The sequence below is a fragment of the Bombella favorum genome (assembly GCF_014048475.1).
In the GTDB taxonomy this organism is placed as follows: Bacteria; Pseudomonadota; Alphaproteobacteria; order Acetobacterales; family Acetobacteraceae; genus Bombella; species Bombella favorum.
The window spans coordinates 237844-251478 of record NZ_NWUS01000003.1 but is presented as its reverse complement, the minus strand read 5'-3'; the positions used below and the strand labels follow the sequence as shown (position 1 = coordinate 251478).

Below are 13635 nucleotides of genomic sequence, written 5' to 3'. Positions count from 1 at the left end.
TATTCAGGAAAAACAATATAACATTCTGTTTTTCCTGAATGTTTTTATGAGGCTGTCCCCCCAACCGTCAGTCCACTGACTTTCAGCATCGGCTGCCCTACACCAACAGGAACACCCTGCCCGGCCTTGCCACATGTTCCTATGCCGGGGTCCAATTCCATAGAAGGGCCGATCATGCTGATCTGCTCCATCACCTCCGCCCCACTACCAATGAGCGTAGCCCCACGCACAGGCGATGTGATCTTGCCATCCTCGATCAGATAGGCCTCCGAGGCAGCAAACACGAACTTACCGGATGTAATATCAACCTGCCCCCCACCAAAGTTACGGGCATAAATCCCTTTCTTGGTGGAACGGATCATTTCCTCTTCCGAAGCATTGCCTCCCGCCATGATGGTGTTAGTCATGCGGGGCATTGGTGCATGAGCATATGACTGACGGCGACCATTCCCCGTAGGGGCAACGCCTGTCAGACGGGCATTTAGCCTATCCTGCATATACCCCTGCAGGATGCCGTCCTCAATCAGCACCGTCCGGCTGGTCGGTGTTCCCTCGTCATCCATATTCAAGGAACCACGCCGCTCCGGCAGGGTTCCATCATCCAAAACCGTCACGCCCGGGGCAGCAATACGCTGACCCACACACCCAGAAAAAACAGATGTGCCCTTCCGGTTAAAGTCACCTTCCAGACCGTGCCCCACTGCCTCATGTAGCAGAATCCCCGGCCATCCAGCACCTAACACAACGGGCATTTCACCTGCCGGTGCGGCTACAGCCTCCAGATTCACCAGAGCCTGACGCAGAGCCTCCTGCGCCATAGCCTGCCAGCATGCAGGGGCCATCAAACGGGACAGAGCATAGCGCCCCCCCTGCCCAGACCGGCCACTCTCCCGCCGCCCGTCCTGCTCTACCACAATGGAAATATCGAGCCGGACCAAGGGGCGGACATCCACCAGCGGGCTGGCCTGCTCTCTCTGAAGGCAAGCAGGGCGCATGATCCGCACAACCTGCCACTGCGTGTTCAGCGTAGCATTGACCTGCACGACACGGCGGTCCAGCCCACGGCCATAAGCATCAATCTCACCCAGCAGAGCCGCACGCTGCGAGAACTCTCCCCCCTCTAACGGGTGGGTCTCCCCATAAAGAGCAGAACGGCTCACCGCCTCACCACTCATCGGACTGGCAGGGGCCTGCTGGCCCAAACGAAGGGCTGTGCGATCCACAGTTCCCAACCCTTCAGCGGCCCTTTGAAGGGCCTCCATGCCCAGCAGGTCGGAATAAGCAAAGATGGTCTGACTACCCGTCACACCCCGCAGGCCAAAACCGGAAGACCGGTTGAAACCCACATTCCGCAGCAAGCCGTTTTCTAGCCCCAGCGTTTCCTCTTCCCGATATTCCAGAAACAGTTCCCCATCATCCATGCCGGAGAGGCTGCGGGAAAGCTGACGATTTACATCATCAGGTGTCCACGGCAGGGCATCGTGAAAAAACAAGGAATCAGAGAGTGTTGTCAGGGAAGGCTCAGACATGACCACCAGATGGTTTTTCCAATCAGCTCGGGAGCCGGGAAGTATAAAAAACTAAGAATATCCTGTCTCATAAAATGAAGTTTACGAGCAAGCCCTCGACAGAAGAACAATTGTCCCTTAATCGTTTTGGTATCAGTTCAAAAAATGCGAGGCATGCAGCCATGGCAAAAAAAGCAGTTTCCTCTTCTTCCGCCCAACGCCCTTCCCCTCAGAAAGCCGCCGTACAACGCGTTTTTGAGCTGATCGAAGAGCATGGTATCGAGTTTGTTGACCTCCGCTTCACCGATACAAAAGGTAAATGGCAGCACACGACACAAACTGTTCGTACCATTGAGGAAGATACCTTCACAGAAGGCTTCATGTTTGACGGGTCTTCCATTCAGGGTTGGAAGGCCATCAATGAGTCCGACATGGTCCTCCTGCCGGACCCGGAAACAGCTGTTGTCGACCCCTTCGCTGCACGCCCGCAGCTCATCCTGATCTGCGACATCATCGACCCCAAAACAGGCGGCTATTACAACCGCGACCCCCGTGCAACCGCCAAACAGGCTGAAGCCTATCTGAAAAAGAGCGGTCTGGGTGACACGGCCTTCTTCGGCCCGGAAGCTGAATTCTTCATCTTCGACAGCGTCCGCTTTGGCACAGGTGAAAATTACGGCACCTACCACCTCGACAGCATTGAAGGGCCGGATGCTTCCATGAAGGAATATCCGGAAGGCAACATGGGCCATCGTCCGGCCCGCAAGGGTGGTTACTTCCCGGTGCCGCCGGTGGATAGCGAAAACGACCTGCGTGCCGAAATGCTTGCCACCATGGGCGAGATGGGCCTGCCAATCGAAAAGCATCACCATGAAGTGGCCCGCAGCCAGCACGAGCTAGGCACGGCATTCGCCACATTGGTGAAGTCTGCTGACTTCATGCAGATCTATAAATACTGCGTGCATAACGTCGCCCATTCCTACGGCAAGACGGCCACCTTCATGCCCAAGCCGATCTATGGCGATAACGGCACAGGCATGCATGTGCATCAGTCTGTCTGGAAAGACGGCAAGCCGCTCTTTGCTGGCAAGCGTTACGCTGACCTCTCTGATGAAGCCCTGTACTACATTGGCGGTATCATCAAACACGCCAAGGCTCTGAACGCCTTCACCAACCCTTCCACCAACTCCTACAAGCGTCTGATCCCGGGCTTTGAAGCACCGGTGCTGCTGGCTTACTCTTCCGCCAACCGCTCCGCTTCCTGTCGTATTCCGTATGCTACCAGCCCGAAAGCAAAGCGTGTCGAGGTCCGCTTCCCCGACCCGACAGCTAACCCTTACCTTGCCTTCAGTGCTATGCTGATGGCTGGTCTGGACGGTATCCGCAATAAGATCCATCCGGGCGAAGCCATGGACAAGGACCTGTACGAGCTGCCACCGGAAGAGCTGAACATGATCCCGACCGTCTGCGGCTCCCTGCGTGAAGCTCTGGAAGCCCTGAAGACCGACCACGCCTTCCTGCTGGAAGGGGATGTCTTCACGAAGGATCAGATCGAAAGCTACATTACTCTCAAGATGCAGGAAGTGTACCGCTTCGAACATACACCGCACCCGGTCGAGTTCGAAATGTATTACTCCGTCTAATCCTTCTTTCTGCCTTCCTGCTCCTCTGGGAGTGGGAAGCGGGGTTTAGACCCTATGGAAGCCGCCTACCTTGCCTAAAAAGGTAGGCGGTTTTTTCATGTCTGGACTTTCTGCCAGATTAAGATAGCCCACATAAAATCGGGGCCTCTCCTATTACAGGAAAGGCCCCGATCCCCTAGCTCTTCACCCCCATAAAGAGGGTAAGGCATTCTGCTAGATTTAATTACGTGGCAGGCCGCTTTCTGTCACATCCCACAGCCATGCAGCACCACGCACACCAGAACTATCACCATGACGGTTCTGCACGATCGGCGTTGTGCAGGGGGACGTAATCACATGGCGAGGCAGCAGTTTGGGCACACGCTCATAAATGCTGGAGAGGTTGGACACGCCACCGCCAAGCACGATCACATCAGGATCAAGGAAATTGACAGCCTGTGCACAAGCGCGGGCGAAACGGTCCATGTAGAGGTCCAGCGCACGAATGGCAGCCTCATCCCCATTCCGAGCGGCTTCCTCAATCCCATTAGGAGAGCGGTTCCCTTCGCCCTTCCACTCTGCAGCAAGAGCCGGGCCACAGAGATAACGCTCCTGACACCCCTCGTTACCACAGAAACACTTCCGCATGGGCATATCTTCCGGCTTAACCCACGGCAGAGGAATATGCCCCCACTCACCAGCAATGTGATGATGACCGGACAGAATACGGGCATTCGCCACAATGCCACTACCCATACCTGTCCCGATAATCACACCCAGAACGGTTGAATAGCCTTCCCCAGCTCCATCAGCAGCCTCGGACAGGGCAAAGCAGTTGGCATCATTCTCCACCCGCACAGGGCGGTTGAGGATTTCCTCCACATCACGCTTGAACGCATTATTGTTCAACCATGTTGCGTTGGAGTTACGGACGAGGCCTGTCTCCGGGGACAGAGACCCGGGAATGCCAATGCCCAGCGTGGACGTAAGCTGTGTCCCCGTGATGCGATGAGCTGGAACGCAGCCGACCTGTTCCTCCGCCTTTAGCACGAGGTCCCGGATAGCCTGAATGGCCTTGTCATAGACCCCGGGGTTGGGGATGCGCTCACGCAGCACCTCTTTGCCGCCACGGTCCAGCGCAAGAATTTCGATCTTCGTGCCGCCAAAATCAATTCCAAGACGATAATCAGCCATGTGGTGATTCTCCCTAAATCCAGCTTACGATGCGGGATGCAGCGGCTGCTGACGGATGACCTCCAGCTCGGCACCATGTTCTTTGGCAAAACCGGCAAGATGGCCAAAATGCTCACTAGCAAGATGGGCTTCAAACCCTTCCTTACTGGCCCAGATCTCACAGACCGTGAAGCGGCCCTTTTTCTCAGCGTCACGGGAAATTTCGTAACGCTGACAGGCCTTTTCCTTCAACGAATGGCCAGCACAGACCTGCACGGCCTTCTCCAGCTGAGCAGCTTTATCTTCCGAAATGGAAATAAGCGCCAGAATATGGATGGTCTCACTCATCTCGACTCTCCTTGAGTTGCCATGCCCAGCTGTTGATAACATTACACTGAGCACAAAAGCAGCCACTGGCAAAACACATTCCCGTCAGCCGCTCCCTCATCAATAAGGAGCTGCGAACCGTGCCATACCTTGGGCCCTGCATGAAGTGAGCCTCAACAAAAAACAGGGCCATGTAAAGCCCTGTTCATAAACTTCACCATCTGTTTTCTGCTGGTGTTCAATGTCCTGTCTGCGGGATGAAAGGCAGAACCGTTACAACGACTTTATGAGGCTGCCCTTCCGCATCCGTAGCGTACAACGTTGTCCCTTCTGCCGCATGGGCGGGGGTGACATACCCCATGGCAATCATGGCCCGCAGAGTCGGGCTGAAACAACCGGAAGTAACACGCCCGACACGGTCGGTTCTTTCCTCATCAGAGAACAGCTCTACACCACCCCCTAACAGAACCTCCTCCTGCGGCCGCAGGCCGACACGCTGGCGATAGATACCATGCTCCATCTGCCCCTCGATCGTCTGGGCACCGGGATAACCACCAGCCCGCTCACCACCGGCCCGGCGGCAAGCAGCAATGCTGCCGACCAAAGCGGCCTCCACGGGGGATGTGGTTTTGTCGATGTCAGCCCCATACAGGCACAACCCTGCCTCCATACGCAGGCTATTGCGAGTGGCCAACCCAGCTGGTGCTACATCCGGGTCTGCCAATAAGCGGCGGGCAAAAGCTTCCGCCTGCTCTGCCGCTATGGAGATATCAAACCCTTCCATCCCCGTATAACCGAAGCGGGCTACAATGATGCTGCCCCCTTCCCACGGCACTTCGGCACTATCTCGATACCGCATACCCGCAATGACCTGCTGCCCCAAAACACGGGAAAGAACTTCCGCCGACTGCGGCCCCTGTAATGACAACATAGCCCGGTCGAACTCCCGGATCAGTTTGCAATCATCGCCTATGGCATTTTCGAGATAGTCGGCATTATCTTCCCGGTTCGGGCCGTTCAGCATCAGCAGGAAATCATTTTCCTGCCGAGAAATGGCCAGATCATCCCGGATGCCCCCCTGGTCGGTCGTCAACAGGCCGTAACAGACCCGGTTCTTCTCAAGGCTCTTGATATTCAGCGGCATCAAGGCTTCGAGAGCCTCAGCCGCAATGGCGGCATTATCCTCTTTGGCACGGACACGGACCTGCCCCAGAAAGGAAATGTCAAACAGCCCCGCCTGTTTACGGGTATGGAGATGCTCCACTTCCATGCCGGAAGGGTAATGCTCCGGCAGGGCATAGCCTGCATAGCTTCCCATCGTGGCATTCAGCTCTTCATGCAGGGCGTGAAGGGGGCTGGGCTTCAATGTTTCATCCGTCATTCTGTTTTCGTCCTGTAAATACAGGGGGAAGTGAACCACTCTGCCAGCTTCATCCCCGTCTGACAATCCGGGTGAGCGCACCCTCCGCCATACTGCATGAGCGAAGAAATCAACCCTTCATCTTCAAAGCTTCCAGAACATCTGGCTTCATGCTGATGCTCTGTGCCTGTGTCGGGAAAGACCCTTCCTCAACCTGTCGGACATAATGGGACAGTGCCCCCACCATCTGCTCACCGACTTCGGCAAAACGATGAGCATGACGGGGTGATTTCCCCTCAAAAAGACCTAGTACATCATGCCAGACCTGCACCTGTCCGTCACAGCCTGCTCCAGCGCCGATCCCAATGGTTGGAATGGTCAGTAACCGAGACACCAGCTCGCCCAGTTCAGCCGGGATGACTTCCAGCACGATGCCAAAGGCTCCAGCTTCTTCCAAAGCACGGGCATCATCCAACAGCTTGCGGGCTGCCTCTACCTGTTTAGCCTGCGCCCGCAAGCCGATCTGATGCTGGGCCTGTGGTGTCAGCCCCAGATGCCCCATAACAGGCACCCCCATTTCCGTCAGCCGGCGAACAATCGGGGCAATCTCCCGCCCGCCTTCCAGCTTCAGGGCCTGCCCGCCACCTTCCTGCATTACACGCCGGGCGGCATCCACCGCATCCTGTTCCGTTGCGTAAGACAAAAAGGGCAGGTCCACCACGACAAGAGCTTTATGGCTACCCCGCATAACCATGCGGGCGTGGTAGATCATATCATCCACACACACAGGCAGGGTCGTGTCCTGCCCCTGCATGACCATTCCAAGAGAATCCCCCACCAGAATGACCGGCACGCCCGCCTGCTCGGCAATAAGGGCCGAGGCATAATCATAGGCTGTGAGCATGGCGATCCGCCGACCCTCATCCTTCATTTTCTGGAAGTCTGCGATTGTTGTCCGGCGCATGGTGGGGTTCCTTCTCTATGGCCCTTACGGGCGGGGGAGGTTCTGGGCGATATAAGGAGGCAGGCTGAAAGAGGCAACATGCACATCTGGTGTCCAGTACTGACAGCTTGCCTCGATGCCCTTCGCACGACGGGCCAACTCGGCCACATCCAGCTTATGGGGCGGTGTGCCCTTCTTGGCCATACCCAGCGTCATAAACCCACCGACATAAGTCGGCACAGCCGCAAGATAAGCCGTAACATGGGGGAAGAATTTCGCACGGCGAGCCGTTGTCTCCCGCAGCTCATCAGCCTGCTGGAAGGGGACACCACACTGATTGACGATGATCCCTTCATCCGAAAGGATGCGAGCGCAGTTCTTGTAGAAATCATCCGTAAACAGCACATCCCCCACACCGATCGGGTCTGTACTATCCACGATGATGACATCAAAGGAAGCATCACCAGCTTTCTTGACGTAATCAATACCATCCCCAACGATGACCTCAGCCCGTGGGTCTTTCCACGCATCCTGACCGAACATCGGCAGATGCTGTTTGGAAAGTTCGATCACATCACCATCAATCTCCACCATAACGGCTTTCTCGACCGTTTCATGCTGGAGGACACGGCGCAGCACACCGCCATCACCGGCCCCAATGATGAGAACACGCCTAGGGTTGGGATGCATAAAGAGCGGCACATGGGCCAGCATCTCCTGATAGATAAACTCATCCCGTTCGGTGATCTGCACGATGCCATCCAGTACCAGCACACGGCCGTGGCTACTGCTTTCGAAAATGCGGATATCCTGAAATGGCGATTTTTTATGAACCAGCTCTTTCACCACTTTGAAACGCTGGCCCCAATCGGGGTAAAGTGCCTCGTTGAACCAGGTTCCAGAAGATGTGCCAGATGTCATGGCGGCATCCTTTCTTCATTACAGGGCTACGCCTCACCGCCTGTTCCCCTTACGAGACAGGCAGCAAAGCACACAGCCCCCGGTCCCGTTCTTTACGCCCAGCCCAAAAGACCCGACCAGCGAACGGGAACAATACTATAATCTATGGGAAAACAGGGGAAAAACCCGGTCTTTCCTAATCCAGCTTACCGCCCTGTATGCCGTGTCTCGCTGACACGCCCACGTCTGAAAGCGTCAATCTCCACACGTCCTGCCTGAAACAGCTCCTGCATAACAGGAATGGACATGTTGGGATCGCACACACCGCACATGAAGATATCAACAGCAGCGAAATGACGTTCAGGCCATGTATGGATGGAAATATGGCTCTCGGCCAGCACTAGCACACCAGACACACCGCCATTAGGTGTGAAATGATGGAAATGACCATGAAGAATGGTCGCCCCGGCTGCCTCGGCAGCACGCCTTAAAGTAGCGTCGATCTGATCGGGGTCATCAAGATTTCTAGCGTTCCAGAAATCGATGAGAAGATGGTTCCCTGCGTAGGTAATACCATCACGCTTAATGAAAAAGTCCTTACAGTCCTCAAAGACCGTATCGATTGCCTCAGTGTTCTGGATATCTCTCGGAAGGTCCGATTCCATCCCCAGTCGAGCAAGTGCGTCCATAACGTACTCCTGAACCAGCAGATTGCCGCAGCCTTTCCCAATGAAGGAGCGGAAGCGTGACCTCTAAGGGAATATAACGTTTAACGCAACTCTATTCTGTACCTTTCGACAGTAAATGCCCAAATGTCGCCATAATAAAAATGGGGAGGAAACTCCTCCCCATTCGCAACTGGCTGTAAATAAAGACCTTAGTTGCGGGTCTTATCAACCAGCTTATTCTTAGCAATCCACGGCATCATCTCACGCAGCTTAGCACCAACTTTTTCAATCTGGTGCTGTTCATCACGGGCACGGGAGGCCTTGAAGCCAACATTGCCAGACTGGTTCTCCAGAATGAAGTTACGCACGAAAGTGCCGTTCTGAATATCCTTCAGCACCTCACGCATGGCATCCTTGGCAGCCGGGGTCACAACGCGCGGGCCGCTGACATACTCGCCATACTCGGCCGTGTTGGAGATGGAGTAGTTGACGTTGGAGATGCCGCCTTCATACAGCAGGTCCACGATCAGCTTCATCTCATGCAGACACTCAAAGTAGGCCATTTCCGGTGCATAGCCTGCTTCTACCAGCGTCTCGAAACCAGCCTTGATCAGCTCGATCGTACCACCGCACAGAACAGCCTGCTCACCGAACAGATCGGTTTCCACTTCCTCACGGAAGCTCGTCTCAATCACGCCAGCACGCCCACCGCCAACAGCGGAGGCATAGGCCAGAGCCACATCCTTAGCATGGCCGGAAGCATCCTGATGCACAGCCACCAGGCAGGGCACACCGCCACCACGCTGGTACTCAGAACGCACCGTATGACCTGGGCCCTTCGGAGCGATCAGGAACACATCCATATCTGCAGTCGGCTCGATCAGACGGAAATGAATGGCCAGACCATGAGCGAACACCAGAGCCGTACCGGGCTTCAGGTTCGGGGCCAGCTGTTCCTTATACAGAGCGGCCTGACCTTCATCCGGTGTCAGGATCATCACAACATCGGCCCAAGCGGCTGCTTCAGCAGGCGTCACAACACGGAAACCAGCAGCCTCTGCCTTGGCCTTAGCTTTGGACTCCGGACGCAGAGCAACAACGATATCCTTCACACCACTGTCGCGCAGGTTATTGGCGTGGGCATGACCCTGACTGCCGTAACCAATGATGGCAACCTTCTTCTCACAGATCAGATTAATGTCTGCATCACGATCATAATAAACACGCATGGCTCTTACTCTTCCTCACTCAACAGGCACAGACCCTTAAATTGCCCTGCACCGACGGGAGATCACTCCCCAACACAAAACACTCAACCCCACTCCTCACACCCATAAGGGCACCGAGGAGCCGGAAAAACTCTCAGTTTAGACGAGATGTCTACCTTCTTCTGTCAACCGAGCCCCACCGAAAACACGCCCCGGCCCAAGAAGCATCTGATCATGAGAGGAACCGGATGGGATCATCGGGAAGCATCCTTCCTCCTGCTCCACATGCACATCCAGCAGGACCGGCCCTTCATGATTCAGCATAGTATCAATCGCCTCATCCAGCCCACCTTTCGCATCGACCCGCAGGCCACGGATGCCAAACGATTCCGCCAATTTCACGAAATCCGGTAAGGCTGCGCTGTAGGAATGGGAGTAGCGGGACTCATAAACCAGCTCCTGCCACTGCCGCACCATGCCCATATACTGGTTGTTCAAGATGAAAATCTTCACCGGGAGGCGATACTGGGCAATCGTCCCCAACTCCTGAATATTCATCAAGGTAGAAGCTTCACCGGCAATATCAATCACCAATGCATCAGGATGGGCAATCTGTGCACCCACAGCAGCCGGCAACCCATATCCCATAGTTCCCAGCCCGCCTGACGTCAGCCAGTGATTGGGTTCATCAAAACCAAAATGCTGGGCAGCCCACATCTGATGCTGGCCAACTTCGGTAGAGACAAAACAGTCCCGCCCACCAGCTCTGACTTTCTCATACAAGCGGCGAATAGCATATTGCGGCTTGATGCTAGCCGTAGCGGCCTCATCCTGCTCGAACCCAAAGCCATTAACCGCCCGCCACTGGTCGATTTCCTTCCACCAGCCAGACAGATCCGGTGCTGCGGCATCCCCCCAGCCTGCCAACAAGGCTTTCAGCGTGTCTTTCAGATCCCCCTGCAACATGGCATCGACCTTCACGATCTTACCGAACTCGCGCGGGTCAATATCTGCCTGGATCTTGAAAGAATGAGGTGAGAAGCCATCAACACGGCCTGTCACCCGGTCATCGAACCGGGCACCCAGAGCGATCAACACATCACAGTCATGGGCGGCCATATTGGCTTCCACAGAGCCGTGCATTCCCAGCATACCCAGAAAATGATCGCTGGAAGATGGATAAGCACCTAGCCCCATCAAGGTAGATGTCACGGGGAAACCCGTCTTCTCTGCCAGCTGACGCAGCAGCTTTGCTGCTTCCGGCCCTGAATTAACAACACCACCACCTACATAGAGCAGAGGCTTGCGCGCCTTCTTCATAGCCTCAACAGCACAGCTGATGGACTGTGCATCTGGCGTCACTGCGGCCGTCTCTTCCTTCACCGTTACAGAGCGGGAAGGCAAAGGTGCTTTAGACGCTGTAATGTTCTTTGGAAGATCCACAAAAACCGGACCGGGACGACCAGACCGGGCCAGAGCGAAGGCATCCCGCAGGGTCGGGGCTAAAGCCGCCGCCTCACGCACCTGAACACTGGCCTTAGTAGCAGGCTTGGTAATGTTCACCATGTCTGCTTCCTGGAAAGCATCTGTACCGATCACCGACACGGGGACCTGCCCGGCCAGACAGACCAGCGGGATGGAATCCATCTTCGCATCCATCAGGCCCGTCACGGCATTGGTTGCACCGGGGCCAGAGGTCACCAGCACCACGCCAACCTTACCGGTGGAACGGGCATAGGCCTCAGCTGCATGAGTTGCCGCCTGCTCGTGCCGCACCAGAATATGACGGATATTCTTCTGCTTGAAGAGTTCGTCATAGATAGGAATGACGGCCCCACCCGGATAGCCAAAAATGACATCCACACCTTCTTCCTCGAGAACGCGCAGAATAACCTCGGCACCTGTTGCCATCATGGGGGCTGTCTCGCTGGCAGGCATGGCATCTGTCCTTTTGCCGATTAACGCAACGCTTCTGCTCTATCGCTCTGAAACGGGTCCGTCAATTCTCGATGATATGAAATATTCAATTTCCTGCATTTTTTTACCCAAAAAGAACTCTTTTATGCTGGTTCTTTGAAATATTATTTCGCCATCACCTTCCCGACTCAACCTATGGTGGCGAAACCATGTAGCCTGCCGGCGGGTATAACGGCCAATAGCACGGGTTGCGGCCAGTCTGGCTTCTTCCATGCTACTTTGCCCTGCCAGTACTTGCCCCAATTCCGGCACGCCATGGGCCCGCATAGCCGGAAGACTGGGCGACAAATTCTGCTCACGCAAAGCCGCTACTTCGTCTAACGCTCCTGCATCCACCATAGCGTCAAAACGCTGCGTAATGGCAGCCCGCAATTCATCCCGGGGAGGGTCCAGCTGAAGCGAAATGAAACGGTACGGTGCAGCTGGCAAGGTGTTATCTTCCCGCCACGAGGCCAACCCCCGGCCTGTCCCTACGAAAACCTCCCACGCACGACTTATTCTCTGGGAATCCTGCTTATGAAGCTGAGACGCTGTCTGCGGGTCTGCCTTCATCAACTTTTCGTGTAGGGCCTCTGGGCCTATCTCTTCCAGCAAAGTGCGGGCCTGTTGTCGGGCCTCCTCTCCGGGGTCGGGCACTTCCACAAGGCCATCTGTCAATGCCCGAAGGTACATGCCTGTCCCCCCGCAGAGGATCGGCAGCCGCCCAGCCTTACGACAAGCGGCCATTTCTGCCAAAACCTGCTCCCGCCACCACGCTACGCTACCAGGCGTAGCGGCGGGTAAAACGCCATACAGACGATGAGGAATAGCTGCTTCCTCTTCCTCACTAGGGCGGGCTGTGAGGATGCGCAGCTCCCTATAAACCTGCATGGAATCCGCATTAATGACCGTACCACAATACAGGTCTGCCAAATGAAAGGCCAAAGCCGACTTGCCCGAACAGGTCGGCCCCGCCACAATGAGGGCGTTTTCAGAAGAGTTCATACACTTATTCTGCCATATCTTCTGATCTTTTAGCGAGAGATGTCATGTCCCTTCCCTGTGTTCTGACTCTTGTTGCCAATCGCCGCCATGGGACTCTTCCCAAAGAGGCGATCGACATTGCCCGCACTCTTGTCAAAGGTGAACCGCCGGTCGTTCTGTCCGAAGGTGAGGCCGTTGACATTTTCTGCCCGCCTCCCGGCCCCGGTGATGCCACGCCTGCAACAATCCGTGCTGCCCTGGCTCCTTACAAAGTTGATGCCATTCTCACCAAGACCCGTGGCCGCCGCAAAGCCGTGCTTGTGTCCGACATGGATAGCACCATCTTTGATGGTGAAACACTGGACGATCTGGCCAAGGCAACGGGCACGGGTGACTATGTAGCCGAAATCACCAAACGTGCCATGAATGGCGAGATGGAATTTGATGAATCCCTCCGCAAGCGCACCATCGGGCTGAAGGGCCACCCTGAATCCCTGCTGAAGGACGTTCTTGCGCACCTCCCCTTCACAGACGGCATCAAGGAACTAGTGCATACCATGAAGGCTAATGGTGCTCGCACGGCCCTCATCTCTGGTGGGTTTGACTGGTTCACCGAACGGGCCGCCAAGACACTCGGCTTTGATGAGCACTACGGCAATCAGCTTGAGATCAAGGATGGCATCATCACCGGTCAGCTGATTGGTGACATTCTCGGCCCGGATGCCAAGAAAGAACATCTGGAAACCATCTGTGCCGAGCGAGGCGTCAAGCTCTCTGCCAGCCTGACAACGGGTGATGGTGCAAACGACATCCCCATGCTCAAGGCGGCTGGCCTTGGTATTGCTTACCATGCCAAGCCGAATGTGCGGCAGGTGATTGAGCAACAGGTCAACTTTACCGGGATGCGGACACACCTCTTCGCACAAGGCTATAAGGCTTCCGACATCGTAAGCGACTGATAGACCGTCCCATTTTACCGTGTCTTC

General features: G+C 55.5%; 12 protein-coding genes. 2 read left to right on the top strand and 10 right to left on the bottom strand.

Features of this window, described 5'->3' with window-relative positions; all coding sequences use genetic code 11:
• Positions 1–44: 44 nt before the first annotated feature.
• Entirely contained in the window at positions 45–1529 is a 1485-nt protein-coding gene (tldD, locus tag CPA57_RS08110) for a metalloprotease TldD (protein WP_182082285.1), read from the bottom strand.
• Between the two features lie 161 nt (positions 1530–1690).
• On the opposite strand from tldD, the gene glnA reads away from it, so the two are divergent.
• Positions 1691–3151 (top strand): type I glutamate--ammonia ligase, encoded by a 1461-nt coding sequence (glnA, locus tag CPA57_RS08105; RefSeq protein ID WP_077396899.1) that lies wholly within the window; start codon positions 1691–1693, stop codon positions 3149–3151.
• 219 nt (positions 3152–3370) lie between these two features.
• On the opposite strand, the gene CPA57_RS08100 is transcribed toward glnA, so the two are convergent.
• The 9 genes from CPA57_RS08100 to miaA form a co-directional block, all read right to left on the bottom strand.
• The gene (locus CPA57_RS08100; RefSeq protein WP_182082284.1) at positions 3371–4324 is read right to left on the bottom strand and encodes an ROK family protein; all 954 of its coding nucleotides are present in this window, start codon (positions 4322–4324) and stop codon (positions 3371–3373) included.
• A gap of 24 nt (positions 4325–4348) precedes the next feature.
• The gene (locus CPA57_RS08095) at positions 4349–4651 is read right to left on the bottom strand and encodes a putative quinol monooxygenase (protein ID WP_077396895.1); all 303 of its coding nucleotides are present in this window, start codon (positions 4649–4651) and stop codon (positions 4349–4351) included.
• A 217-nt stretch (positions 4652–4868) separates the two neighbouring features.
• Entirely contained in the window at positions 4869–6011 is a 1143-nt protein-coding gene (gene gcvT / locus CPA57_RS08090; protein ID WP_182082283.1) for a glycine cleavage system aminomethyltransferase GcvT, read from the bottom strand.
• A 109-nt stretch (positions 6012–6120) separates the two neighbouring features.
• On the bottom strand, positions 6121–6954 hold the full coding sequence (gene panB, locus CPA57_RS08085) for a 3-methyl-2-oxobutanoate hydroxymethyltransferase (RefSeq protein ID WP_182082282.1): 834 nt from the start codon (positions 6952–6954) through the stop codon (positions 6121–6123).
• 24 nt (positions 6955–6978) lie between these two features.
• Complete coding sequence (gene speE / locus CPA57_RS08080; RefSeq protein ID WP_182082281.1) at positions 6979–7854, bottom strand: polyamine aminopropyltransferase; 876 nt, start codon at positions 7852–7854, stop codon at positions 6979–6981.
• Between the two features lie 185 nt (positions 7855–8039).
• A complete protein-coding gene (gene speD, locus CPA57_RS08075) occupies positions 8040–8522 on the bottom strand; it encodes an adenosylmethionine decarboxylase (RefSeq protein ID WP_077396886.1) in 483 nt (160 codons plus the stop codon).
• 188 nt (positions 8523–8710) lie between these two features.
• A complete protein-coding gene (gene ilvC, locus CPA57_RS08070) occupies positions 8711–9730 on the bottom strand; it encodes a ketol-acid reductoisomerase (protein WP_077396884.1) in 1020 nt (339 codons plus the stop codon).
• Positions 9731–9868: 138 nt separating this feature from the next.
• Positions 9869–11647, bottom strand: a complete 1779-nt coding sequence (ilvB, locus tag CPA57_RS08065) for a biosynthetic-type acetolactate synthase large subunit (RefSeq protein ID WP_182082280.1) — start codon at positions 11645–11647, stop codon at positions 9869–9871.
• A 39-nt stretch (positions 11648–11686) separates the two neighbouring features.
• Positions 11687–12670: a tRNA (adenosine(37)-N6)-dimethylallyltransferase MiaA gene (gene miaA / locus CPA57_RS08060; protein WP_182082279.1), complete on the bottom strand. Its 984-nt coding sequence runs from the start codon at positions 12668–12670 to the stop codon at positions 11687–11689.
• A 44-nt stretch (positions 12671–12714) separates the two neighbouring features.
• Here miaA and serB point away from each other — a divergent pair, with 44 nt between their 5' ends.
• Complete coding sequence (serB, locus tag CPA57_RS08055; RefSeq protein ID WP_077396878.1) at positions 12715–13608, top strand: phosphoserine phosphatase SerB; 894 nt, start codon at positions 12715–12717, stop codon at positions 13606–13608.
• Positions 13609–13635: the final 27 nt, after the last annotated feature.

Coding starts and splice junctions, on each gene's coding strand:
- glnA (WP_077396899.1), top strand. CDS start 1,691: ATGGCAAAAAAAGCAGTTTCCTCTTCTTCCGCCCAACGCCCTTCCCCT.
- speD (WP_077396886.1), bottom strand. CDS start 8,522: ATGGACGCACTTGCTCGACTGGGGATGGAATCGGACCTTCCGAGAGAT.
- ilvC (WP_077396884.1), bottom strand. CDS start 9,730: ATGCGTGTTTATTATGATCGTGATGCAGACATTAATCTGATCTGTGAG.
- gcvT (WP_182082283.1), bottom strand. CDS start 6,011: ATGACGGATGAAACATTGAAGCCCAGCCCCCTTCACGCCCTGCATGAA.
- CPA57_RS08100 (WP_182082284.1), bottom strand. CDS start 4,324: ATGGCTGATTATCGTCTTGGAATTGATTTTGGCGGCACGAAGATCGAA.
- panB (WP_182082282.1), bottom strand. CDS start 6,954: ATGCGCCGGACAACAATCGCAGACTTCCAGAAAATGAAGGATGAGGGT.
- serB (WP_077396878.1), top strand. CDS start 12,715: ATGTCCCTTCCCTGTGTTCTGACTCTTGTTGCCAATCGCCGCCATGGG.
- speE (WP_182082281.1), bottom strand. CDS start 7,854: ATGACATCTGGCACATCTTCTGGAACCTGGTTCAACGAGGCACTTTAC.
- miaA (WP_182082279.1), bottom strand. CDS start 12,670: ATGAACTCTTCTGAAAACGCCCTCATTGTGGCGGGGCCGACCTGTTCG.
- CPA57_RS08095 (WP_077396895.1), bottom strand. CDS start 4,651: ATGAGTGAGACCATCCATATTCTGGCGCTTATTTCCATTTCGGAAGAT.
- ilvB (WP_182082280.1), bottom strand. CDS start 11,647: ATGCCTGCCAGCGAGACAGCCCCCATGATGGCAACAGGTGCCGAGGTT.
- tldD (WP_182082285.1), bottom strand. CDS start 1,529: ATGTCTGAGCCTTCCCTGACAACACTCTCTGATTCCTTGTTTTTTCAC.